Origin of the sequence: Streptomyces sp. NPDC101110 (assembly GCF_044759525.1) — a bacterium.
Taxonomy (GTDB): domain Bacteria; phylum Actinomycetota; class Actinomycetes; order Streptomycetales; family Streptomycetaceae; genus Streptomyces.
Window position 1 is genome coordinate 152,668 of record NZ_JBIVZM010000014.1, and the last position, 23,164, is coordinate 175,831.

Annotated in this window: 23 protein-coding genes; 14 read left to right on the plus strand and 9 right to left on the minus strand. The window is 71.0% G+C overall.

The features are described from left to right. Positions 1–109 precede the first annotated feature (109 nt). The 4 genes from ACIQU3_RS29255 (at position 110) to ACIQU3_RS29270 (ending at position 3,603) form a co-directional block, all read left to right on the plus strand. Complete coding sequence (locus ACIQU3_RS29255; RefSeq protein WP_403928479.1) at positions 110–286, plus strand: hypothetical protein; 177 nt, start codon at positions 110–112, stop codon at positions 284–286. A gap of 217 nt (positions 287–503) precedes the next feature. Further along, the gene (locus ACIQU3_RS29260) at positions 504–1,841 is read left to right on the plus strand and encodes an L-fuconate dehydratase (protein WP_403928482.1); all 1,338 of its coding nucleotides are present in this window, start codon (positions 504–506) and stop codon (positions 1,839–1,841) included. Further along, positions 1,838–2,596 (plus strand): SDR family NAD(P)-dependent oxidoreductase, encoded by a 759-nt coding sequence (locus ACIQU3_RS29265; protein WP_403928485.1) that lies wholly within the window; start codon positions 1,838–1,840, stop codon positions 2,594–2,596. Before ACIQU3_RS29260 ends, ACIQU3_RS29265 begins: the two co-directional genes overlap by 4 nt. Next, positions 2,593–3,603 (plus strand): aldo/keto reductase, encoded by a 1,011-nt coding sequence (locus ACIQU3_RS29270; protein ID WP_403928487.1) that lies wholly within the window; start codon positions 2,593–2,595, stop codon positions 3,601–3,603. The genes ACIQU3_RS29265 and ACIQU3_RS29270 overlap by 4 nt, the downstream gene beginning before the upstream one ends. 297 nt (positions 3,604–3,900) lie before the next feature. On the opposite strand, the gene ACIQU3_RS29275 is transcribed toward ACIQU3_RS29270, so the two are convergent. After that, positions 3,901–5,412: a glycoside hydrolase family 43 protein gene (locus ACIQU3_RS29275; RefSeq protein WP_403928490.1), complete on the minus strand. Its 1,512-nt coding sequence runs from the start codon at positions 5,410–5,412 to the stop codon at positions 3,901–3,903. Positions 5,413–5,723: 311 nt separating this feature from the next. Here ACIQU3_RS29275 and ACIQU3_RS29280 point away from each other — a divergent pair, with 311 nt between their 5' ends. After that, positions 5,724–6,350 (plus strand): TetR/AcrR family transcriptional regulator, encoded by a 627-nt coding sequence (locus tag ACIQU3_RS29280; RefSeq protein WP_403928493.1) that lies wholly within the window; start codon positions 5,724–5,726, stop codon positions 6,348–6,350. 173 nt (positions 6,351–6,523) lie between these two features. On the opposite strand, the gene ACIQU3_RS29285 is transcribed toward ACIQU3_RS29280, so the two are convergent. From ACIQU3_RS29285 to ACIQU3_RS29295, 3 genes are all read right to left on the minus strand, one after another. Further along, entirely contained in the window at positions 6,524–7,675 is a 1,152-nt protein-coding gene (locus tag ACIQU3_RS29285; protein ID WP_403928496.1) for a S1 family peptidase, read from the minus strand. Positions 7,676–7,847: 172 nt separating this feature from the next. Next, positions 7,848–8,273 (minus strand): glutaredoxin domain-containing protein, encoded by a 426-nt coding sequence (locus ACIQU3_RS29290; protein ID WP_403928499.1) that lies wholly within the window; start codon positions 8,271–8,273, stop codon positions 7,848–7,850. Beyond that, on the minus strand, positions 8,270–8,800 hold the full coding sequence (locus ACIQU3_RS29295) for an ATP-binding protein (protein ID WP_403928501.1): 531 nt from the start codon (positions 8,798–8,800) through the stop codon (positions 8,270–8,272). Before ACIQU3_RS29295 ends, ACIQU3_RS29290 begins: the two co-directional genes overlap by 4 nt. Positions 8,801–9,042: 242 nt before the next feature. Here ACIQU3_RS29295 and ACIQU3_RS29300 point away from each other — a divergent pair, with 242 nt between their 5' ends. The 4 genes from ACIQU3_RS29300 (at position 9,043) to ACIQU3_RS29315 (ending at position 13,665) form a co-directional block, all read left to right on the plus strand. After that, positions 9,043–10,458 (plus strand): family 2B encapsulin nanocompartment shell protein, encoded by a 1,416-nt coding sequence (locus ACIQU3_RS29300; protein ID WP_403737408.1) that lies wholly within the window; start codon positions 9,043–9,045, stop codon positions 10,456–10,458. 131 nt (positions 10,459–10,589) lie between these two features. Then, entirely contained in the window at positions 10,590–12,059 is a 1,470-nt protein-coding gene (locus ACIQU3_RS29305) for a family 2 encapsulin nanocompartment cargo protein terpene cyclase (RefSeq protein ID WP_403928504.1), read from the plus strand. A 17-nt stretch (positions 12,060–12,076) separates the two neighbouring features. After that, positions 12,077–12,958 carry a geranyl diphosphate 2-C-methyltransferase gene (locus tag ACIQU3_RS29310; protein WP_403928507.1) on the plus strand — a complete coding sequence of 294 codons (882 nt, stop codon included), beginning with the start codon at positions 12,077–12,079 and terminating at the stop codon, positions 12,956–12,958. A 182-nt stretch (positions 12,959–13,140) separates the two neighbouring features. Further along, positions 13,141–13,665, plus strand: a complete 525-nt coding sequence (locus tag ACIQU3_RS29315; protein ID WP_403928510.1) for a DUF6281 family protein — start codon at positions 13,141–13,143, stop codon at positions 13,663–13,665. On the opposite strand, the gene ACIQU3_RS29320 is transcribed toward ACIQU3_RS29315, so the two are convergent. After that, complete coding sequence (locus ACIQU3_RS29320; protein ID WP_403928513.1) at positions 13,586–14,776, minus strand: spore photoproduct lyase family protein; 1,191 nt, start codon at positions 14,774–14,776, stop codon at positions 13,586–13,588. The genes ACIQU3_RS29315 and ACIQU3_RS29320 overlap by 80 nt on opposite strands. Before the next feature lie 204 nt (positions 14,777–14,980). Here ACIQU3_RS29320 and ACIQU3_RS29325 point away from each other — a divergent pair, with 204 nt between their 5' ends. The 3 genes from ACIQU3_RS29325 to ACIQU3_RS29335 all read left to right on the plus strand — a co-directional run bounded on the left by ACIQU3_RS29325 (position 14,981) and on the right by ACIQU3_RS29335 (position 17,062). Then, positions 14,981–15,589 carry a hypothetical protein gene (locus ACIQU3_RS29325; RefSeq protein ID WP_403928516.1) on the plus strand — a complete coding sequence of 203 codons (609 nt, stop codon included), beginning with the start codon at positions 14,981–14,983 and terminating at the stop codon, positions 15,587–15,589. Positions 15,590–15,896: 307 nt separating this feature from the next. Further along, positions 15,897–16,538, plus strand: coding sequence for a hypothetical protein (locus ACIQU3_RS29330; RefSeq protein ID WP_403737425.1), 642 nt, complete (start codon positions 15,897–15,899; stop codon positions 16,536–16,538). Between the two features lie 89 nt (positions 16,539–16,627). After that, on the plus strand, positions 16,628–17,062 hold the full coding sequence (locus tag ACIQU3_RS29335) for a VOC family protein (RefSeq protein WP_403737428.1): 435 nt from the start codon (positions 16,628–16,630) through the stop codon (positions 17,060–17,062). A 73-nt stretch (positions 17,063–17,135) separates the two neighbouring features. Here ACIQU3_RS29335 and ACIQU3_RS29340 read toward each other — a convergent pair whose 3' ends face one another. After that, positions 17,136–18,182, minus strand: a complete 1,047-nt coding sequence (locus ACIQU3_RS29340) for an alpha/beta hydrolase family esterase (RefSeq protein ID WP_403928519.1) — start codon at positions 18,180–18,182, stop codon at positions 17,136–17,138. Positions 18,183–18,522: 340 nt separating this feature from the next. Between ACIQU3_RS29340 and ACIQU3_RS29345 the strand changes: the two genes are divergently transcribed. Next, a complete protein-coding gene (locus tag ACIQU3_RS29345) occupies positions 18,523–19,974 on the plus strand; it encodes a 3-hydroxybutyrate oligomer hydrolase family protein (protein ID WP_403737431.1) in 1,452 nt (483 codons plus the stop codon). Between the two features lie 38 nt (positions 19,975–20,012). Here ACIQU3_RS29345 and ACIQU3_RS29350 read toward each other — a convergent pair whose 3' ends face one another. Beyond that, a complete protein-coding gene (locus tag ACIQU3_RS29350) occupies positions 20,013–20,669 on the minus strand; it encodes a DUF1326 domain-containing protein (RefSeq protein WP_403737434.1) in 657 nt (218 codons plus the stop codon). 111 nt (positions 20,670–20,780) lie between these two features. After that, positions 20,781–21,617 carry a DUF2182 domain-containing protein gene (locus tag ACIQU3_RS29355; protein ID WP_403737437.1) on the minus strand — a complete coding sequence of 279 codons (837 nt, stop codon included), beginning with the start codon at positions 21,615–21,617 and terminating at the stop codon, positions 20,781–20,783. A 143-nt stretch (positions 21,618–21,760) separates the two neighbouring features. Here ACIQU3_RS29355 and ACIQU3_RS29360 point away from each other — a divergent pair, with 143 nt between their 5' ends. Then, positions 21,761–22,267 (plus strand): hypothetical protein, encoded by a 507-nt coding sequence (locus tag ACIQU3_RS29360; protein WP_403737440.1) that lies wholly within the window; start codon positions 21,761–21,763, stop codon positions 22,265–22,267. Positions 22,268–22,310: 43 nt separating this feature from the next. On the opposite strand, the gene ACIQU3_RS29365 is transcribed toward ACIQU3_RS29360, so the two are convergent. Continuing rightward, positions 22,311–23,126 carry a beta-glucanase gene (locus ACIQU3_RS29365; RefSeq protein WP_403737444.1) on the minus strand — a complete coding sequence of 272 codons (816 nt, stop codon included), beginning with the start codon at positions 23,124–23,126 and terminating at the stop codon, positions 22,311–22,313. Positions 23,127–23,164 lie beyond the last annotated feature (38 nt).

The following is a 23,164-nucleotide window of genomic DNA, read 5'->3' on the forward strand; positions in this document are numbered from 1 at the left end:
CCGGGCTGCAGCTCCAGCCACACGGCGGGGTGGCTCCCGCCGGTCGGCAGGGACACGGCAGCCTTCCGCCGGATAGTCCACGATCGGCCCGGTCTCCAGCCTGAGGGGCATGACCCATTACCCGGACTCCGCGCTGCTCCCGGCCGATACCGCGTCCCCCGACCGGGAGCGTGGCGGCGCTCACCGTCTGCGCATCCCGTCGGGGGACTCCCCGCGCCTGTCCCACACCGAGGAGGTGGCCGACGTCCTCGCGGAAGCGGTGACGCGGGCTGCTATCGACGACTGACGTCCATCACTGGAACTTTCCTCCGATGTATCTCTGACGTGAAGGGAGTCGGCGCTCCTCCTTGTCCGTAGCAAGGCCTTGCGCTTAAAGTCGCGCTGTCGTCATACATCCGATGACTGGTGGGAGCGACTCGTGTCCGAGTGACACCGTCGGACTCCCCGTCCACGAACCCGGCCGAGGGCCAGGCGGCCCTCGGCCGAGTGTGAAAGGCAGGCACGTGAGCGCCGTCGCAGCCCGGATCACCGCACTCGACACACACGACGTCCGCTTCCCCACCTCGCGTGAACTGGACGGCTCCGACGCGATGAACCCGGATCCCGACTACTCCGCCGCCTACGTGAGGCTGCGCACCGACGCGGCGGACGGACTCGAAGGGCACGGTTTCACCTTCACCATCGGACGTGGCAACGACGTGCAGGTCGCCGCGATCGACGCCCTGCGGCACCACGTCGCCGGACGTTCCGTCGCCGAACTCTGCGACGACCCCGCCTCGCTCAGCCGCGACCTGATCGGCGACAGCCAGCTGCGCTGGCTCGGCCCCGAGAAGGGCGTGATGCACATGGCCATCGGCGCCGTGGTCAACGCCGTGTGGGACTTGGCCGCCAAGCGCGCCGGGCAGCCGCTGTGGCGCCTGCTCGCCCACGCCGAACCCGAATGGCTCGTCTCCCAGGTCGACTTCCGGTACCTCACCGACGCCCTCACCCCCGAAGAGGCCCTCGCCCTCCTTCACCAGGGCCGTGACGGGATCGCCGACCGCGAAGCGACACTGCTGCAACGCGGATACCCGGGCTACACCACCTCCCCGGGCTGGCTCGGATACTCCGACGACAAGCTCACCCTGCTGGCCCGGCAGGCGGTCGACGACGGGTTCACCCAGATCAAACTCAAGGTCGGCGGCGACCTGAGCGACGACATCCGGCGCCTGCGGACCGCCCGTGCGGCCGTCGGCGAGGGCATCCGCATCGCCATCGACGCCAACCAGCGGTGGGGCGTGGACGAGGCGATCGAGTGGACCAACGCCCTCGCCGAGTTCGAGCCCTACTGGATCGAGGAACCCACCAGCCCCGACGACATCCTCGGGCACGCCGCCGTGCGCCGGGCGGTCCGCCCCGTCAAGGTCGCCACCGGCGAACACGTGCAGAACCGGGTCGTCTTCAAGCAGCTCCTCCAAGCCGGCGCGATCGACGTGCTGCAGATCGACGCGACCCGGGTCGGCGGAGTGAACGAGAACCTGGCGATCCTGCTGCTCGCCGCGAAGTTCGGGGTGCCGGTCTGCCCGCACGCGGGCGGCGTGGGACTGTGCGAGCTGGTGCAGCACCTGTCGATGTTCGACTGCCTGGCCCTGTCCGGCACCACCGAGGACCGGGTCATCGAGTACGTCGACCACCTCCACCAGCACTTCGACGTGCCCGTGGTGCTGCGCCACGGGCACTACACGGCTCCCCTCCATCCGGGCTTCTCCGCCACCATGCGCGAGGAGTCCATCGCCGCCTATCGCTTCCCGGACGGGGCGTTCTGGGCCGCCGACCGCGCCCGGCAGGAGAGTGACGCATGAACGAACTGTCAGGACTCAAGGCCCTCGTGACCGGCGGCGCGTCCGGCATCGGGCTGGCCACCGCACACGCCCTGGCCGGGCGGGGCGCCGCGGTGGCCGTGCTCGACCTGGAACCGTCCGGGGTGCCCGAGCGGCTGCACCCCGTCACGGCCGACGTCCGGGACGACACCGCGGTGCGTATCGCCGTGGAGGAGGCCGCCACGCGCCTCGGCGGTCTCGACATCGTCGTCAACAACGCGGGCATCGGAGCCATCGGCACCGTCGAGGACAACCCCGACGAGGAGTGGCACCGCGTACTCGACGTCAACCTCCTCGGCATGGTGCGCACCACCCGCGCCGCCCTGCCGCAGCTGCGTCGCTCGGCGCACGCGGCGATCGTCAACACCTGCTCCATCGCCGCCACCGCCGGACTCCCGCAGCGCGCCCTGTACTCCGCGAGCAAGGGCGCGGTCCTGTCACTGACCCTCGCCATGGCCGCCGACCACGTCCGCGAGGGCATCCGGGTCAACTGCGTCAACCCCGGCACCGCCGACACCCCCTGGGTGACGCGGCTCCTGGACGCCGCCGCCGACCCCCGGGCGGAACGCGCCGCCCTGAACGCCCGTCAGCCCATGGGGCGCCTGGTCACCGCGGACGAAGTCGCCGCGGCCATCGTCTACCTGGCGTCTCCGGCCGCCGCCTCCGTGACCGGCACGGCCCTCGCCGTCGACGGCGGCATGCAGGGACTCCGGCTCCGCCCGGCGCCCGGCTCATGAGGACGACGACACTGGGCGGCACCGGTGTCCGGGTCACGGGGCTGTCGTTCGGGGCGGCGGGCATCGGCAACCTCTACCGCCCGATCGACGACGAGTCGGCCTTCGCCGCCGTGGACGCCGCCTGGGACGCGGGCATCCGCACCTTCGACACCGCGCCCCACTACGGTCTGGGCCTGTCGGAACGCCGCCTCGGCGCTGCGCTGCGTGACCGCCCCCGGGACGCGTACACCCTGTCCACCAAGGTGGGGCGCCTGCTGGAGCCGAACCCGCGGGGCGGGCGGGGCGACGACCTGGCGCACGGCTTCGCCGTGTCCGACACCCGTCGGCGTGTCTGGGACTTCAGCGCCGACGGGGTGCTGCGCTCCCTCGAGGCGAGCCTGGCACGCCTCGGCGTCGACCGCGTCGACGTGGCCCTGCTGCACGACCCGGACGACCACGCCGACCATGCACTGCGCGAGGCGTACCCGGCGCTGGAGAGACTGCGCGCCGAAGGCGGGGTCGGGGCGGTCGGCCTCGGGATGAACCAGTCCGCGCTGCCCGCCCGCTTCCTGCGCGAGACCGACGTCGACGTCGTCCTGCTCGCCGGCCGCTACACCCTGCTGGAGCAGGACGGACTGGCGGCCGGGGTGTTGCCGGAGGCCGCCGCTCGCGGCCGAAGCGTCGTCATCGGCGGGGTGTTCAACTCGGGGCTGCTGACCGGCCCGAAGCCCGGCGCGATGTACGACTACGCGCCCGTCCCCGAGCCGGTCCTCGACCGCGCGCTGCGGCTGAAGGCCGTCGCCGCACGCCATGGCGTGCCGCTGCGCAGCGCCGCCCTGCACTTCCCCTACGGCCACCCGGCGGTCGCGAGCGTCCTGACCGGGGCCCGCACCGCCGAGGAGGTGCGCGACACCGTGCGGCTACTGCGGCACCCGGTCCCGGCCGCCTTCTGGGACGAGCTGCGCATCGAGGGCCTGCTGGCCCCGGACACACCGGTTCCCGACGACGGCACGGCGCCCCTGGGATGACGAAGCGAGGCGCGGTCACGCGACGGCCCCGTCACCGACCCTCCGTTCTTCGTCTCGCGGTACGTCATCGGGAGCGAGGCCTGTTGAGAGGGTGCGGTGCGGGCCGCGGTGCCGGTCGTCCCGATCATGGTGACCGGCGCGAGCAGGAGGCCGAGTATCCGGCCCCGGCTGCGGCGGTCGGTGCGGTGATGCGGTCCGTTCATCTCTGACGCTCCCTGTCGGCCGGGCGGCGCGCCCGAGGGGAGCGGTGCGTTCAGGTGCTCGAGGACACGCCGGCGGGGGCGACCCGGCGCCGGATCAGGAGCCGGTGGGCTCGTAGTCGAACCAGTCGAAGTGGACCGTGCCGGCCGCGGCGTACATGCCGATGACCCGGCCGGTGAAACCACCCGCCACCTCGGTCGACAGGTAGCGGCCGTCGAGTGCGCCGAGCTCGGTGAACGTGCCGTCCGGCTCCTCGACGCCGAAGGTGAGCGTGTCCGGCCCGGTCCGCGGGCCGCGCGGCGGCGTGGGGGTGACGCGAAGTCCGAGGACGACGGGTCCGGTGGGTACGGGCCGCGAGGCCACGACCGTGCGCAGGGGCCCCACCCGGGCAAGCACCCGCACCGCTCCCTCGGACACCTCGATCTCGTAGTGGTGCTCCTCGTCCAGGCGGACCGCGAGGCCGCCGCGGCCCTCCGCCGGGTCGACGCGCGTGCGCACCTCGCACGTCAGGTGCTGCTGGCGGCGTCCGACGAACACGGCGTCCGGCTCGTCCAGCGACCCGCCGCGGGCGCGCAGCGTCAGCCAGCCGGAGCGTTCCTCGGTGGTGCAGTACTCCACGGGCCGGTCCCGCACGGAGATCCACTGCGGGCGCAGCCCACCGAGGTCGAAGTCGTCACGGGCGGTCTCGACGGGTGCGGGGACGAGCGGCCAGCCCGGTGCGGTCAGTTCGGTCGGCACCTCGCCGACGACGGGCCAGCCGTCCACCCACTCCACCGGAGCCAGGAACGTCTCGCGGCCCAGCACGTGCCAGCCCGGTGTGCCGCCCCGCGGCCGGACGGCCAGCAGCACCATCCACCACGACCCGTCGGGCGCCTGGACCAGGTCAGCGTGCCCGGTGTTCTGGACGGGGCGGTCGGTGCCCCGGTGCGTCAGGACCGGATTGTGCGGGCACGGCTCGAACGGGCCGGAAGGAGATGCCCCTCGGGCGATCGAGACGCCGTGGCCGCGCTCGGTGCCGCCCTCGGCGATGAGCAGGTACCAGTACGTGCCGATGCGGTAGAGGTGCGGCGCCTCCGGGGCCATGGCGCCGGGGCTGCCGGACCAGAGCGGCTGCGGCTCACCGAGCGTCTCTCCGGTGGACGGGTCGATACACACCTGCGAGACCCCGGCGACCGTGCACCAGCACGTGCCGTCCTCGTCCCAGGCGAGGTCCGGGTCGATACCCCCGACCCCCGGCAGCCGCACCGGCTCCGACCAGGGGCCGGCCGGATCGGTCGCGGTGAACAGGAGGTTCCCCTCGCCCGGGGCCACGTTGGTGACGATCAGCCAGAACCGGCCGTCGTGATGACGCAGCGTCGGGGCGTAGACACCGCCCGACGACGCCATGTCCGGGGGCAGGCGGAGCTGGCCGGGCCGGTCCAGGGCGTTGCCGATCTGCGTCCAGTGCACCAGGTCGCGGCTGTGGAACACGGGGATGCCGGGGAAGTACTCGAAGCTGGAGCACACGACGTAGTAGTCATCGCCCACCCGGCACACGCTGGGGTCCGGATGGAAGCCGGGGATCACGGGGTTGGTCACGGCAGCCTGCTGGAGCGCCTTCTCTGACACGCGGTCATTCCTTCTCGTCGGTCATCGGCAGACGTCTCGTCGAGGAGGAGGACACGGAGCGCCCTTCTCTTCGAGTATCGAAGCGCTTCAATCGGCGGCGACAGTAACGACATGCTTCGCGTGAAACAAGAGCGTCGGAAGTCTGGAAACTTTCGGCAGTCACTGCACTGAAGGCCCTGGGGGCGCGGGATGACACGATCGAAGCGCTTCAACTCGTCGGGGACGTTCTGCCTCCGTGGCGCCCTGCGGGCTCTCCACTCGGCGAGGTCCTGTCGGTCAGCAGCCGGCACCCGAGCGGTGAGAATGGTCCGGTGCCGAAACGCAGCGACAGCGATCAGAAGAAGTCCGCGGTGAGTCCGCCGGAGCGGCGCGGGGAACTGCTGGCCATCGCGGCCCGGGTCTTCGCCGAGCAGGGTTACAGCGCCACGACGGTCCGCAAGATCGCGGACGCGGCGGGGATGCTGGCGGGCAGCCTGTACTACCACTTCGACTCCAAGGAGTCGATGCTGGACGAGATCCTCTCCGGCTTCCTGGACGAGCTCTGGGCGCGGTACGACGCCGTGCTCGGTGCCGGGCTCGGGCCCCGGGAGACGCTGGAGGCGCTGGTGACGGAGTCCTTCCGGGAGATCGACCGGCATCTCGACGCGGTCGTCATCTACCAGAAGGAGTCCGGGCACCTCGTGGACCGGCCGCACTTCGCGTATCTCGTCGAGTCGCAGCAGAGGTTCGAGAAGGCGTGGCTGGGCACGCTGGAGCGTGGTGTGGCCGCCGAGGTGTTCCGTGCGGACCTGGATGTGCCGCTGACCTACCGCTTCGTGCGCGACACGGTCTGGGTCGCCGCGTCCTGGTACCGGCCGGGCGGCCGGCACAGTCCCGAGGAGATCGCCCGCCAGTACCTGTCGATGGTGCTGGAGGGCATCGCCCTGGACGGCGCATAAGTACTTCTGCGCGGCAGCGCCGTGGACGACGCAAGGACAGTGCTGACCGCGCCGGTGGCCGGCTGTGGCATGGATCCGGCCGCCGCGCGCAGGACGTGGCGTGGTCCGGGCGGGCTCCGGTGGCCGAGGCGCGCCGAGGCCGCCGCCGGAGCCCGCCCGGGGTGCGGGTGAGGTCAGGCCGTGTGCAGGGTCAGCCCGTACCGGTTGAGGATCTCGTTGACGGGCTGGTGCCAGGTCTCGCCACCGCTGCCGCAGTTGCCCCAGCCACCGGAGGTGACGCCCTGGGCCTGGTCACCGCTGATGAAGGAGCCGCCGGAGTCACCGGGCTCGGCGCAGACGCTCGTCTTCGTCATTTGATGGACGGCGCCCTGGCTGTAGTTCACCGTCTCGTTCTTCGCCAGCACGGTGCCGCAGTGCCAGTGCGTGGTCGAACCGGAACGGCAGACGGAGGCACCCACCGGCGCCTCGGCGGAGCCGCGTACGAGCCGGTCGGGGATCGTCCCCCAGCCCAGCACCACCGGGACGGTCCACCAGCCGCTGCCCACGTTCACCCAGGCGTAGTCGTCGCCCGGGAAGGAGGAGCCCTGGAAATTGCCGATGTAGGACCGGTCCCAGCCGTACACCGCGGCGCTCGGCCTGCCGCAGTGCCCGGCGGTGACGAAGCCGCCGTGCACCGAGAAGCCGATGGAGCAGCGGACGTTGCCGGTGTAGTAGGGGTCGCCGCCCACGGTACCGGCGGCGAAGGTGCGTGGTGCGGCTGGGCTCTGACGTACCGTTACCGGGCCGGCCTGACGGGCCCGGTAGAGGAACGCCCGGACATCGTTGTCGTCCCGGTGTGCGGCGACGACGCTGACGACGACCTTGTTGGCCTTCGGGTCCACGTGCCAACCGGCGACTCCCGCAGGCGCGTTCAAAGCGTCCATGCGTTTCTTCACCGCGTCGAGGTGCCGCGCGTCGTATCGCACGAGGCGCACGGCCGCCCCCGTCGCGCGTACGGCGTCGGCACGCGTGGCACGGGTGAGGGCGACGGTGATCGTGCCCTGGTCGGCGTCGAACCAGGAGCCGCCGTAGGTCGAACCCGCGGCCTTCCGTGCCCTGCGTTCGACGTCTGTGGCGGTCCTCTCGGCGGCCAGGCGCGCTTCCGCCTCGTCACGGGTGAGCCCCAAGTCGCGCTGCATCGCGGAGAGGAGCTCGGGGGAGGCGGGCGCTTGGGCGGGACGCGCGGGCGAGTCCGCCGCGGAAGCCGGCAGGGCGCTCGCGGTCGCCCAGGTGCCGAGCAGGAGGAGTGCGGACAGTCCGGTGCGCAGGCTTGTGGTGCGTCTCAAGGGATGCCCCTTCGTTGTTCCAGCGGGTGGGGGTGGAACAGCAGAGCTTGAGAGCGCTCTCGGATACGCCCGGCAGAGCCTAGCCCCGGATCAGGAATGGGTCTAGGCCTATCCCCGGCCGTTGTCGGTGCCCTGCGGTGGCCGGGCTGCGGCCCGCTCGGCCACGGGAGGTTCAGAGTTGGGCGCGTACCCATGACGGATCGGGGTTGGTGTGCGGCCGGCCGTCCACGACGACGGTGGGCACGGTCTCGTCGCCGTCGTTGACTTCCCTGACCGCCGCCGACCCGGCCGGGTCCCGCCAGACGTCGACCCAGTGCAACCGGCGGGCGCTGTGCCCCAGCCGGATGCGCAGACGCAGACAGTACGCGCAGCCCGGCCGCCAGAACACGACCGGCCTGCCGTCGACCGCGCTGCGGCGCCGCGCCTCCAGTGCGTCGATCGATCTCGGGAAGACCAGGGGCGAGTTGACGGCTGCGAGCAACAGGAACACCACCAGGAGGGCCGCCGCTGTGCGCGGGCTCCCGGCGGAGATCAGTCCCGTCGCGAGGAGGGGACCGCACAGCACCAGCAGGACCCGCGGGATCCACATGCGCCTCATGACCGTGGCCCGACGGCATCGGCGATGCGCACAGCGGCCTCGGCGGGCGTGAGGTGCGTGGTGTCGACGACCTCGGCCGCGTCGTGCAGCCACGTGCGGAACGCCTCCGCGTAGGGCGCGAGGTGTGCGAGACGGAAGGGGGACGGGATGACGTGTTCCCCCTCGATGCGCCCACGGAGGGTGTCCTGGTCGGCGTGGAGGACGAAGTGCCGCACCTCGATGGAGTGTTGGGCGAGCCCCTCGCTGATCTCCCGCCAGTACGGCTCGATCAGCACCGTCATGGGGATGACCAGCGTGCCTCCCGCGTAGTCGAGTACGCGGCGGGCCGTCTCGACCACGAGTGGACGCCAAGGCGGCCAGTGCTGGAAGTTCTCCCTGCCGGGTCCGGGCAGCTCCGGGGTGATGTCCATGAGCGTCTCGCCGACCTTCTCGGCGTCGAACACGTGCGAGCCCTGGATCAGTTGCTGTACGAGCGCACTGGTCGTCGTCTTGCCCGCACCATGGGTGCCGTTGAGCCATACGATCACCTGTCCGACCCTACGGTACGGGCGATGACACGTGAGCGAACCGATAAACCGCAATCAACTGATTGTCACTGCTTCGAGGTAAGCACCTCCTCTCCGTGGCCGATGCGGCCCCTTCAGCGGTTAGCTTTCTGCAGGTGGGCGGATCCGCGTGATCCTTCCCGCTCGTTGTCCACCCCCCTGTCTCCCGGTCGACGCACCCCTGTGCACCGGACGACCCGTCATGCAAGGAGCGCCTGCCCTCGATGACCGTCGACAGCATCCCGGAAGCCCGGACCACCGCCGACCCGCCGCAGCAATCCCTGAGCACCGCCGCCGCGCGCAACCTCGCCACCACCACCAAGTCCGCCCCGCAGATGCAGGAGATCACCTCCCGCTGGCTGCTGCGGATGCTGCCCTGGGTCGAGGCCGAGGGCGGCGCCTACCGGGTCAACCGGCGGTTGCGCCACACCGTCGGAGACGGGCGCATCGAGTTCGTCCAGGAAGGTGCCACGGTCCGGGTGATCCCCCGGGAACTCGGGGAACTGTCCCTGCTGCGCGGCTTCGAGGACACGGACGTCCTCACCGCCCTCGCCGACCGCTGCACACAGCGCGACTTCACGGCGGGCGAGGTCCTCGTCGAGCGCGGCAGCCCCGCTGACCGGATCCACCTGATCGCCCACGGCCGGGTCAGCCAGAGCTCCGAGGGCCGGTACGGCGAGGAGGTCGCCGTCGGGGTGCTCGCGGACGGCGACCACTTCGGGGACCACGCCCTGCTGGCCTCCGAGGCGCGCCACGAGTGCACGGTCACCGCGGAGACCGCCGGCACCCTCCTCACCCTCTCCCACGCCGACTTCGCCGCGGTCCAGGCCTCCGCGCCCCAGCTCCAGGCCCACGTCGAGGAGTTCACCTCCCGCGCACGGCAGCGGCAGAACAAGCACGGCGAGGCCGAGATCGCCCTGTCGGCCGGCCACGTCGGCGAGGCCGAACTGCCCGGCACCTTCGTCGACTACGAACTCCAGCCGCGCGAGTACGAGCTCTCCGTCGCGCAGACCGTTCTGAGGATCCACACGCGGGTCGCCGACCTCTACAACGGTCCGATGAACCAGAGCGAGGAGCAACTCAGGCTCACCGTCGAGGCCTTGCGTGAGCGGCAGGAACACGAGCTGATCAACAACCGCGAGTTCGGGCTGCTGCACAACGCCGACTTCAAGCAGCGCATCCGGCCCCGCTCCGGTACGCCGACCCCGGACGACATGGACGACCTGCTCTGCCGCCGGCGCGGCACCAGACTGTTCCTCGCCCATCCCAGGACGATCGCCGCCATCGGACGCGGATTCAACGCCTGCGGCCTCTACCCCGACCACGTCGACCTCGGCGGACAGTCCGTTCCCGCCTGGCGCGGTGTTCCCATCCTGCCCTGCAACAAAATCCCGATCAGCAAGGAGCAGACCAGCTCCATCATCGCGATGCGCACCGGCGAGGAGAACCAGGGCGTCATCGGCCTGCGGCAGACCGGACTGCCGGACGAGTACGAACCGGGCCTCTCCGTGCGGTTCATGGGCATCAACGAACAGGCGATCATCTCCTACCTCGTCACCACCTACTACTCCGCCGCCGTGCTCCTGCCCGACGCCCTCGGAGTGATGGAGAACGTGCAGATCGCCCCAAGTCCGCGCTGAACCCCAGGTCGCGCAGGATCAAGGCCCGTCACGCCCTCGTAAGGCCGCGCCGAAACGCCGGCCGCGGCAGGCGCACGCCTGTCACGCCCCCGTACTGCGGTGCGCCCATCCCACCCAGCAAGGAGCCGCCGATGCCCGACTCCGGGCCCCTCGGACCATCCCTTCCCGAGCAGCGGCCGACGCCGCCCACCCCGGCACCGGCCGCTCCCACGCCGGTGCTCCCCGTCCCTCCGGTCACACCCACCGCGCCGCACTTCCTGGCCGGGCTGCATCCACCGGTCACGATCCCCGCCCCGCCGCCGGCACCGACGGCCGCCACCGCCGTACCGGACGCGCAAGACGCGGCCGGACCGGACTTGCCCGAAACGGCCCCGACCGCACCGGATGTCGGGGGCATGCCCGAAGCGGCCCTGGCCGGGCCGGACGTCCAGGTCGTGTCCGCCGAGGTGGCGGTCGCCTCCGCCGTGCGGGACATGCCCCACAGGGCCGACGGGTGCTCCGCACTCCAGCGGGCCCTGCGCGGACCGACCGGACCGGGCACGGCCTCGCTGTCCGTGGCGCGCGGCTACAAGCCCACGCTCCCGGAGCCGGTGCCCTTGGCCGCACCCGCCCGTCCCGCCGCGGGGCAAGCCGTCCCGGGCCTGTACCACCACCCCGTCCCGGAACCCGATCCCGCACGCGTCGAGGAGGTCAGCCGCCGGATCAAGCGCTGGGCCGAGGACGAGGTCCAGCTCTACCCCGAGGAGTGGGAGGGCCAGTTCGACGGTTTCTCCGTCGGCCGGTACATGGTCGCCTGCCACCCCGACGCCCCGACGGTCGACCACCTGATGCTGGCCACACGTCTGATGGTCGCGGAGAACGCGCTGGACGACTGCTACTGCGAGGACCACGGCGGGTCACCCGTCGGTCTCGGGGGGCGCCTCCTCCTCGCCCACACCGCGCTCGACCATTTCCACACCACGGCGGAGTACACGCCGCCGTGGCGGGAGTCGCTCACGTCGGATGCCCCGCGCCGGGCGTACGACAGCGCGATGGGCTACTTCGCCGACGCGGCCACCCCTTCCCAGGCAGACCGCTACCGGCACGACATGGCCCGGCTGCACCTGGGATACCTCGCCGAAGCCGCCTGGGCGCAGACCGGTCACGTCCCGGAGGTGTGGGAGTACCTGGCGATGCGCCAGTTCAACAACTTCCGTCCCTGTCCCACGATCACCGACACCGTCGGTGGTTATGAACTGCCCGCCGACCTGCATGCCCGGCCGGACATGCAGCGGGTCATCGCGCTCGCCGGCAACGCGACCACGATCGTCAACGACCTCTATTCGTACACCAAGGAACTGAACAGCCCCGGCCGCCACTTGAACCTGCCGGTGGTGATCGCGGAACGCGAGCAGCTCTCCGAACGCGACGCCTACCTCAAGGCCATCGACGTCCACAACGAACTCCAGCACGCCTTCGAGGACGCCGCGGCCGACCTCGTCGAGGCCTGCCCTCTGCCCCCTGTGCTGCGTTTCCTCAAAGGCGTGGCCGCGTGGGTCGACGGCAACCACGACTGGCACCGCACCAACACCTACCGCTACACCCTGCCCGACTTCTGGTAGAGAACGGAAAACTCTCTGTGACCACTGAAACGACCTCCACCGCAGCCGCCACCGCGAAGATCCCGGCCCCGGCGACGCCGTACCAGGGTGACATCGCCCGGTACTGGAACAACGAGGCGCGGCCGGTCAACCTGCGCCTCGGTGACGTGGACGGTCTCTACCACCACCACTACGGCATCGGCGCCGTCGACCACGCCGCGCTCGGCGCTCCGGCCGACAGCGAGTACGAGAAGAAGCTCATCGCGGAACTGCACCGGTTGGAGTCGGCGCAGGCGGAGGTCCTCATGGACCACCTCGGCCCGATCGGGCCCGACGACACGCTCGTCGACGCCGGCTGCGGGCGCGGCGGTTCCATGGTCATGGCTCACCGCCGCTTCGGGTGCAAGGTCGAAGGCGTCACCCTGTCCGCCACGCAGGCCGAGTTCGGCAACAGGCGCGCACGGGAACTGCGGATCGACGACCACGTCCGCTCCCGCGTGTGCAACATGCTCGACACGCCCTTCGACAAGGGCAGCGTCGCCGCCTCGTGGAACAACGAGTCGAGCATGTACGTCGACCTGCACGACCTGTTCGCCGAACACTCCCGCTTCCTCAGGGTGGGCGGCCGGTACGTCACGATCACCGGCTGCTGGAACCCCCGCTACGGCCAGCCGTCGAAGTGGGTCTCCCAGATCAACGCTCACTTCGAGTGCAACATCCACTCCCGCCGCGAGTACCTGCGCGCCATGGCGGACAACCGGCTCGTGCCGCAGACCGTCGTCGACCTCACCCCGGACACCCTGCCCTACTGGGAGCTGCGGGCCACGTCCTCGCTGGTCACCGGGATCGAGGAAGCGTTCATCGAGTCCTACCGGGACGGCTCCTTCCAGTACGTCCTGATCGCGGCCGACCGCGTGTGAGCGCCGACCTCGCGGGGCCGGGTCCGTCGGTGCGGGCCCGGCCCCGCGAGGCGCGCCCGCGCCCGGTGGACACCCGAACGAAACCGGCCTCCGCTCCGTCGGTATGGATGGGGCACAAATGAGGCCTGACATGCCTCCGCACTCAGACGTGGCGGTTCGGGATTCCACCGGGAGGTCGGTTCATGAGCTGGGCCGAGCGATCCGTGGTCGCACTGCTGACGGCAGCCGCAGCGGCGTCGGTTTCCGCCTGCGAGCCGGGGGACAGCGGTGAGGCGGCGCCGTCCTGCGTCTACACGGTGACCTTCGAGGGGCGCACCTACCGCGATGTGGCCAACGTCGATTTCCGCGTCGCCACCAGACTGGGGGCCGCGACCCAGCCGCCCTGCGACGACACCGGCGGCGGGAACGAGCACGAGGAACCGTCCACGACGGAAACCGCCTATGCGGTGGACGGCATCTCTCCCGAAGTGGCCATCGCCGTCGGTGGCGCACCCGACGACGTGCTGTTCGTCGCGGTCCACTCCGGCAACGGGTTGCCCCCCGCGGTGAAGAAGTTGATCGCCCACTCCCGTCGACCACCTGGCTGCACACCTGCCGTGGGCGGCGAGGCGGGCCCGGTTCCGGTGCTCAGAAGGCGTATCGCACCCGCAGCCATGGCGCGTGGCGGTCGATCAGGGTGCGCAGGGTCCGTACGGCCTCCCCCTTGACGCCGTTGCGGTAGCGGACGTTCAGGGCGCCGTTCTCGGAGCGCTTGGCCTGCTGGAGGTCCGGCTGCCACAGGGCCTCCTCGGCCCGGGGGTGCCAGCCGAGGTTGACCTCGTGCAGCTCCTGGTTGTGGGTCAGCATGATCACTTCCGCGGCGGCCTGCTCCTTCACCCGCCGGGGCAGGACGTCGTCGAGGTGGGTCAGCAGCTGCGCCCAGGCGTCCTGCCAGCCGGGGCGGACGACCACGGGGGAGAGGTTGAAGTGCACCTCGTACCCCGCGTCGAGGAAGTCCGCGGCGGCACCGATCCGCTCGGCGACGGGGGAGGTGCGCACGTCGAGCAGTCGGGCGTCGTCCGGCGGCATCAGCGAGAACCGGATGCGAGTACGGCCACGCGGGTCGAGGGCCAGCAGGTCGGGATTGACGAACTTGGTGGCGAACGAGGCCTTGGCCGTGGGCCACTGCCGGAAGGCGTGCACGAGGTCCGCGGTGTTGTCGCAGATCAGCGCGTCCACCGAGCAGTCGCCGTTCTCCCCGATGTCGTACACCCACGCCTCGGGGTCGCACTGGTTCGGCTCGGGTTTGCGTCCCCGCCCTGCCACGTGCCGGGCGAGGTGGGCGATGATCCGGTCCGTGTTGGTGAAGACGGTGATCGGGTTGGCGTACCCCTTGCGCCGGGGCACGTAGCAGTAGGCACAGGCCATGGCGCAGCCGTTGGAGGCACCGGGAGCGATCCAGTCGGCGGACCGGCCGTTGGGGCGTGTGGTGAGGGTCTTCTTCTCACCCAGCACCAGCGTTTCCCCCTTGATGCGCACCCAGCGCTCGATGTTGCCCTGGTTGCCGTGCAGCCCGGGGATGCGCCAGTGGGAGTCGACCATGGTCAGCCGGGCGTCGGGGAACCGGGCGCGGATCTGCCTGCCACGCGGGGACACGGCAGCAGCAGGCTCCGCGTAGATCTCCCGCACGGGCAGCAGCCGGCGCGCCTGCGAGGAGGTGCGGAACGAGGAGGACCGGCCCGTCGCGGCGGGGCCCGGGGAGAGGGCGTCGAGCCCGAACAGCGCGCCGGAGTCGTCGTCCGGGCCGCCGGACGGATGGTGCCCGGACGGGTGGTGCATGCGGGCTCCCGTACGGATCGTGCGAGGGGATGAGATTGCGGGAGAGGGGCCGTCTCCCGTCACTCAACTGTACGGGGCACACACCGCCCCCGCGCTGCGGCGAGCCCGACGGCACAGCCCGCGCCGCACGGCGAGGGCGTCGCAGAGCCCCGCGCCGGCGCCCCCGGCTCCGTGCCGCCGGCGCGGAGCTGGGACGATGCGCCGGTGAACACACTCTCGAACCTCAGCGGTGGCCCGGGACACGATGGGCGGGACCCGCGGCCGAATCAAGCCGAGCCGGGTCAGTGGCCGAAGCTGGAGACGGCGCTCGCTGCGGTCAATCGTGACGTGAAGGCGACCCTGCCGGGCCGGGATCCGCTGATCCTGATGGTGGACCCGCCCCGGCAGCCTGTGCCTGCCAGCGGGAGCGACAGGGGCCAGGTCTACGTGGCGATGTCCGACGGCCGCTGGCACGGCAACGCGGTCAACGCGTGCGATCTCGAGGAGGGCGACCCTCCGGAGCCGCACGACGCGGCGACGGTCCTGGCCGTGGTCGCGGACGCCGCGCAGTCGACGATCATGGAGCTGCTGCGGCAGGTCTGGCCGGTCTGCCGGGAACACGGGATCGGGGCGCACCCTCGTTCTGCGGGGACGGCTGACGACGGGTGCACGGACGAAACGGATGCGGCGGGCCCACCGGTGTGGTGGTGCCCGGCGAGCCGGGACGGAGCCGGTCACGACGTCTCCCTGGTGGGAGAGTTGGCCGCAACCCTGCCGGGAAAGGAGCGTCGAGCCCTGCGGCGCGGCGAGCGCGGACGAGAAGGCCGCCGGTAGCCCTGCTGATCGGTCCCGGTTCCCAACGCCCTTGGAAGCTCCTGGCCGTACGGAGGAAGACGCATCCCGCCCGGACCGCGTGCCGGGCAAAGTCGGTCATCCGCCGGACAGAACCGGACTCCGTGCCCGTTTGCCTTGTCCGGGGAGCCACTCTGGATGCAACACATGTGCTGCGGCGGTCGAGGTTCCCGCGGGGGGCGAGAGGAGACGCATGCGACGGGAACGAGTGCGTCTCAGGCCCATCCGACCCCGCCCGATGCGCAGGAGGGTGCGCCCTTCGGCGAGGGGCGAGGCGCCCGAGCCGGACGTGTCTGCGGCGCCCTCACGCGGTGGGCGGGCAGTCGACTGGAACGGGACCGCGACGCTGCTGACCGGCATCGCCGCCGTAGCCGGCCTGTTCTTCACCGGCATCAGCACCTACTACGGCTATCAGACGGCCCGAGATCAGTTGAAGCAGTCGGTGGAGGACGACTACGAGCTGGACAGCCGGCAGGCCGAGCGGGTGTCGATCTGGCTCAAGCGGGAGAAGAACGGCGGTGCCGGCCTGGTCCTCACCAACCGCTCGCAGTCTCCCATCTCCGACGTCTACGTGAAGGTCAGTGCCGTCCCCGGGGCCTCCAAGTGGAAGTCCGCCCGTGTGTACGTCCCCCCGCTGCTGAACATTCGGGCTCTGCCGCCCTGTTCCGCCGTGTCCCTCCCCGCCGAGGTGGTCCGTGAGGAGATCGGCCGGGCCTGGACACCTGACACCGCGCTCGACGCGGAGATGCTGTGGTTCCGCGATGCGGAGGGCCGGAAGTGGCGGCGCGAGCACACCGGCGCCCTCGCCCACGGCTGGAGCGCCCCGGAAGAGATGGAGGAGCAAACGCTGAGCAACAGTTTGCACCCGCCGCTGCGGAAGCAGGTCACCCACGCTCATCGCCCGGTGGAAGGCTGCGGCCCCGACGCATAGCGCGAGCCCCCGGGACACACCCGCAGCTGTCGGTCGTGCCCCTCGAAAAGCGCTCGTGCTGTCAGGGGCGCCCCCTGTATGGTGCGCCGATGCCGTCGATCAAGAAGTTCCAAGTCACCTTCGACTGCGCGGAACCCGCGCGACTCGCCGCTTTCTGGTGCGAGGTGCTCGGGTACGTCGTGCCGCCGGTCCCGGAGGGGTTCGCCACGTGGGAGGACCACCATCGCTCGCTGCCTCCGGAGGACCAGGTCGTCTACTTCGCGTGCAGCGATCCCTCGGGCGAGGGCCCGCGCCTGCTCTTCCAGCGCGTCCCCGAGGGCAAGGTCGTCAAGAACCGAGTGCATCTCGATGTGCGCGTCGGCACGGGACTCGTGGGCGACGAACGCCTCGCCGCGCTGGAGGCCGAATGCGAACGACTTGTCGCGCTCGGCGCCGTACATGTGAAGACACTGCTCGCCGATGACGACAACGAGTCGTGCATCAACATGCGGGACATCGAGGGCAACGAGTTCTGTCTCGACTGACCGCTGGTGACGATCCCACGCCACCGGTCCGGGGTTGCCGCACTCGTCGGCGCGGGATCGAGACGCTCTGCGGTCAGCCGTGCAGGGTGTCGCCGCTCTCGCCACCGTCGAGTCCCCAGAAACGGGCGGTGTGGTAGCTGGAGCAGATGGTGTCGAGGTAGTAGGTGCCGGAGCTGCCGCACTGTTCGGCGCCGCTGCCCGGGTCGACGGCCAGCCCGTGCCGCATGCCGGACACGGAGTACACCTCGACGGCGGGGTGGCCGGAGGCGTCGTCGTACACGCTTGACGTGGTGCCCCCGCCGAGGTTCTCCGTGCGGGAGGGCGTCTGGCCGATGCCCCAGACGTTCGTCCACTGGTCGCGGAGTTCCGTTGCGTTGGCGGGCCTCACGGTCGTGTCGGCGGTGCCCTGCCAGATCGCCACACGTGGCCAGGAGGCCGTGCCGGCCGGAGCGGCGGAACGCACCAACTGCCCCCACTGTGAAGGGCTCTTGTCCGGCGGGCTGTACATACAGGTGTAGGCCGTGATCAGGCTGCTCGCGCAACGTGCCGGCATACCGGAGTCGATGGCCCCGCCGGCGAAGACGTCGGGATAGGCGGCCAGCATGTTCGCCGTCATGGCCCCGCCCGCGGACAGTCCTGTGATGTGGACGCGCCGGGTGTCGCTTCCGTACAGCGCGACGGCCTTGTCCACCATCTGCTTGATCGACAGCGCCTCGCCCTGACCGCGTCCGCTGTCGCCCGGCTCGAACCAGTTGAAACAGGAGTTGGCGTTGTTGGCGCTGCTCGTCTGGGGGAGGACCAGCGCGAAGCCGTATGCGTCGGCGAACTTGGGCCAGCCCGAGTGCGTGTAGTAGTCGTTAGCGCTCTGCGTGCAGCCGTGGAGGGCGACGACCAGTGGGGCATCGGCGGGCAGCGAGTCCGGCACGTAGGTGAACATCGACAGGTTGCCGGGGTTGGTGCCGAAGCCGGTGACCTGGGTCAGACCCGCGGCGGATGCCGGTGGGCCGGCAGCCGGCAGGCCACCGGTCAGGGCCAGAGCACCAGCGATGGCGGTGGCCCAACGGCACACGCCCCGGACGAGGTTCAGCGGGGAACGGAACGCACGACGCGAGTGTCCCATGACGACTGCCTCCTGATGTGGGGGGAGCCCGGTACCGTCCATGCCGGTGGCCGGGCGAGCATCATCGGGGTTCGCCTGCCGGGGGCGGCATGGACGGGACGGCCACCAGCGACGAGAACTTGTGTGCCGGCGGGACATTCCCGGCCCGTGAAGGCTCGTGTACGGCCGAGGAGCCCGGCGGTCGAACCCCCCCGCGGGCAGGGCTGATTCGACCCGTTGCCAGGTGGTGCCCACCACTACTCCACGGCTTCGGAGAATGGTCGGCAACCCCATATGTCGCGGCGGAACTGCGGCATAGCCTTCCGCGCACCCCCTGTACGCGACCGCGGAGGTTCACGCTATGCGCTTCTCGTTGCACGGGCCACGATCCTGGCGACGCGGCGGGCCGGCGGCTCTCGCGCTGGCCGTCCTGACCCTCGCTCCCGGGCCCGCCGCGGGGGTGCCGGTGAGCTCCGGCGGTGGCCTCTGCGCGCACATCAACCAGGTGCGGGTACCGGGGGCGAAGCATCAACGCACCTCCTGTCTCGACGAGTTGACGACGGCCGGCACCGTGGCCTCGGGTCACACCGACCCGGCGGACTGGGCGGGCCTCACTCCGAGGGATCTGGCCGTACCCAGTGGGGTTCCCGGGGTTCAGATCGACGGCTACTTCCCGGACACGTCCACCACCAACACCAACAACGGATGGAACCACGACGCCCAGTTCGTCATCCGACTGCCTGACCGGTGGAACGGCGGCCTGGTGGTCGCCGGCACCCCCGGCAACCGTGAGCAGTACGCCAACGACCGGGCCATCGCCGACTGGGTGCTCTCCCGCGGCTACGCCTACGCCGCCACCGACAAGGGCAACACCGGCCCGGCCTTCTACCGGGACGGCAAGGAGCCGGGCGACGCCATCGTGGAATGGAACAGCCGGCTCACCCAGCTCACCCGAGCCGCTCGTGCCACGGTCGCCCGGCACTACCGCCGTCCGCCGTCGCGCACCCTGGTCACCGGCATGTCCAACGGCGGCTACCTCGTGCGCTGGCAGTTGGAGAATCACCCCGGCCTCTACGACGGGGGAGTCGACTGGGAGGGCACCCTGTGGCGCTCCGACGGCCCCACCCTGCTGAACTTCCTGCCGAAGGCGCTCCGCACGTACCCCGGGTACGCCGACGGGGGCGAGGACGCCGACGCGGCGCGCAGGGCCCTGCACGCCGCCGGCTTCCCGGCCGGTTCCGAGTTCCTCTGGCCGTACCACCACAAGGTCTACTGGGATCTGACCCAGCGTCTCTACCGTGAGGAACTGGACCCCGGGTTCGACGGCCCGACGCAGGCGGGAACACCCTTCTGTGCGCCGGGCACACCGGCCTGCGACGCCGACTACGACTACGCCGCCCGGCCCGGCGAGGTCCGCAGAGCCGTGCAGAAGATCGAGCTGACCGGCCGGATCGGCAAACCGCTGATCACCGTGCACGGCACCCTGGACGTCCTGCTGCCGGTCTCCCAGGACTCCGACGTCTACGCCCGGATGGTGCGCCAGGCCGATCGGGGCCCGCTGCACCGCTACTACCGCATCGAGGGAGGCACCCACACGGACGCCCTCGTCGACACCTACCCGGACCGCCTGCGCCCGCTCACGCCGTGCCACCGCACCGCCTTCACGGCCCTGGAGCACTGGCTCAGCCGACCGGGGTACCGTCCGCCCGCCTCGCGCACGGTGCCGCTACCTTCCGAAGCGGACCCGGCGGCAATCCTCGAGACCTGCCCCTTGACCGCCCACGCGGACACCGTCCCTCCGTCCGGGCCCTGAAGGGCCTGGCACGCCCTTCGGACCCCTGCGACGCCTGCTCAGTCGGGTCCTGACCAGTCGAAGGGGAAGTGTTTGCTCGACTTCCCCGAGCGTTCCCAGGCGAAGCCGAAGGCGTCGGCGCGGTCCGCGGTGGCCCGTCCCCAGGTGGCGACCTGACCCGGTCCCACCTCGGCGCCCGGGGCGTTGTGGACCTGGACGCGGGCACCCTCCGGTGTTGTCGGACCGGTGAGCGCCTCGGCTGTGGCCGTGACCCGGCCGGGGACCTCGGCCCTCCAGGTGGCGAGGTCCTCGTCGATCTCCACTCGGATCGGCGCGAACTCCATGCCGCGCATCTCGGGCCGGAGCATCTCGCCGAACCGTGCCGGCCAGCCTCCCGCCTCACCGCCGAAGACGGCCCCGAGCGCGGCTCGCTGCCCGTCGTCGGCGCGCTCGTCCAGGAAGACCGCGGCGTACGCGTCACTGTGCTCGCCGGCCCAGACGTTGCCCACGAAGGCGCCCAGCATCAGGACGTTGAGACCGTCGAGGCGTACATCGCCGTAGTTGCCCTCACGGATGTGCCAGACCAGCACGCCCTCGCAATCACCGTAGGTCGGCGGCTGCGCGAACGTGCAAGGGCACGGTATGGCGCACTTGCACACGTCGAACCAGTCACCCGCCAGATGCCAGCTGGTCCCTGCGCTGTCCTGTTCCGTCATCTCGCATCCCTCCCGTCGAGCCCGAGGGGGCTCGTTCGGAGTGGCGAGACCGCACGTCCCGAGCCGCACGCGGATCGCGAGGCGGCCTCCCTTCCAGCCTCCCGCAGTTCGTCACATGTCGCTCATCGAAGGCGCCGATTCCTGCAGTCCGGGCAGCAGCCAGTCCTGGAACGGCGCCAGCACGGCGAGGACCAGGAAGACGACCCCCACTGCTCCGGCCAGCAGCGGCCCCCGTGACCACAGCTTCTCCACGAAGATCACCGCCGCCAGCCCGGCCATCGCCGCGACGTTCATGACCCCGAGCGGCACGAGGACGACCATCAGTCCCGCGCAGCAGCCGACGCAGTAGCCGCCGTGGTGGAGGCCCACCCGCAGATCGCGGGCCGGCCGCCGGAACCCGGCGTAGCGCACCAGTTGGCTCATGGGGTCGCGGCAGTGCCGCAGGCAGACGTTCTTGAGAGGGCCCAGCTGGTAGAGGCCCGCCAGCAGGAAGGCCACCGCCCCGATCCAGCGTCCCGCCGTAGGATGATCGGCCACCAGGTCACCGGTGAAGTCCAGAGCGACATAGGCGAGCAGCCCGAAGGCCGTCCATACCAGCAGGTACCCGCCCACGAACTCCACGGTGTGCCCCGCCCGGCTCCACCCGGACGACCGGCGCCCGAGCCCCTTCACCCAGGTGAGGGCCACCGGTGCCATGGACGGCAGCATCATGGCCGCCATCATCGTCACCCAGAGCAACAGGAACAGCGGCAGTGCCAGACCCATGGTGCCGGGCTCGACGCCCATGTCCCGGGCCTGCCCGAGGGTCAGCACCCAGGCGGGCACGGCGATCAGGACGACCAGCGACCAGGCGACCACGAGCTCCCGCGCCGGCAGCAACCCCCCTCCCGCTCCGGTCGGGGCGGGCGACCGGGCGGAGACGAGGACGGAACCCCGGAATTGCCGCATCCATGCACTCCCTGCGTCTCATCCCAGCACAGCACGTCCCTTGCCGCGTCGCGACTCCTCGCGGCCCGAGTAAGCTACCGCTCGGTAATCTTCCGGTGTCGCCCGTGGACCGGCGAGCTGGGCAGGGGGAAGGGGAGGTGCGGATGTCCGGCCTCGACCTCTACGCCCACGTCGCCACCCGCGGGGACGTGCTGGGCGTGGGCATCGGCGCGCAGCCCGCCGAGTGGGAGGCCGTACTCGGCTCCGATTTCCTCGACGCGCGGGACGGGGGCCTGCTGCGCCGGGACTACGGGCTTGTGGAGCTGTCGTTCCAAGAGGAAGAGGGCGCCTGGCCCTGCTTCGGGGTGAGCGTGCAGGTGCGCCGTCTGCGAGGGGGGACCGAGACGTCCGTACCGGCTGTTCTGCGCGAGGCCTACGGCACCTTCGCTGCCGCGACGCGTTTCGAGTGCTTGACCGCAGCGATCACCGGGCTCGGCGGTTCGGTCGAACTCGAACCGGACGGGGACGGCACGACCGGGGACATCCACCGTTACCGCGTGCCGGGGTCCGGTGTGAGGATCTTCGTCCGTGGGGACGTGGGCGCCCAGGGGCGGGCGGGCGAGGTGTGGAGCCTCAGCTTGTCTCCCGCGTGGTGGCGCGAGGAGGGGTGATCAGACAGCCTGGCGCGTTGTCTCGAGTCGGCCCCTCTCCGGCTCAGGGTGAGGCGGAGTCCTCCCGAGGCGTGTGCGTCGGCTGTTCGCCGCCGGTGGCGGCGGGCGCTTCCCTCTCACCGGCATCGCACATGGCGTCAGCCGGGGTGCTGACCGAGACGGGCCGGCGTACGAGCAGCTGACTCACCTCGTACGACATCTCGGTGGTTCCCGGCCGAGGTGGGGGGTGGTATCTCCCGGCACAGACGGAGAGGTTGACGATGAGGTAGGCGTGCCAGCTCCGGCCCACGCCGCGCCCGTCGCTGAAGACGTGTCTGTCGTTGAGCCACCAGTCGACTGAGCGGACGCCGAACACGGTGCGCAGGTTCACCCAGGCGTCCGGCCGGACCGCCTTGTCGCGGTGGTAGCGATTGGTGCCCCGTACATGGTTGGTGAACTCCAGGAGATCGGGGTTGTCCGGGTGGTATTCGAAGACGTCGATCTCCTGGTCGCCGTCGCGCCAGGTCCAGATCGCCGGCCAGGCACCGATCTCCTTCGGCAGCCGAACGCGCGCTTCCAGCACGTCCCCGGCGCGGACGGTGAATCCCTCCTGGCTTCCTTCCGTGGTGAGCAGCCCGGTGTTCCACCGGCCGTCTTGCCGCCGTCTCGCGCGAAAGACGCCGGAACGGCTGTAGTCGGCGTCGGCCACGAGGTGGTCGAGCTTGTCATCGTCCGGGTTGACCGGGCCTCCGCCGGGATAGGCCCAGGAACGGCCCGCCACCCATTGGGTGGTGGAGGTGAAGTCGGCTGTGAAGACGACCGGTGTGGACAGCGAACGGCCGGGGGCCGGAAGCGAGCCGGCCGGTAAGGGTTCGGTCATAGCGAATGTCTCACCGTCCGGCGGCCCGGCATGCGCCC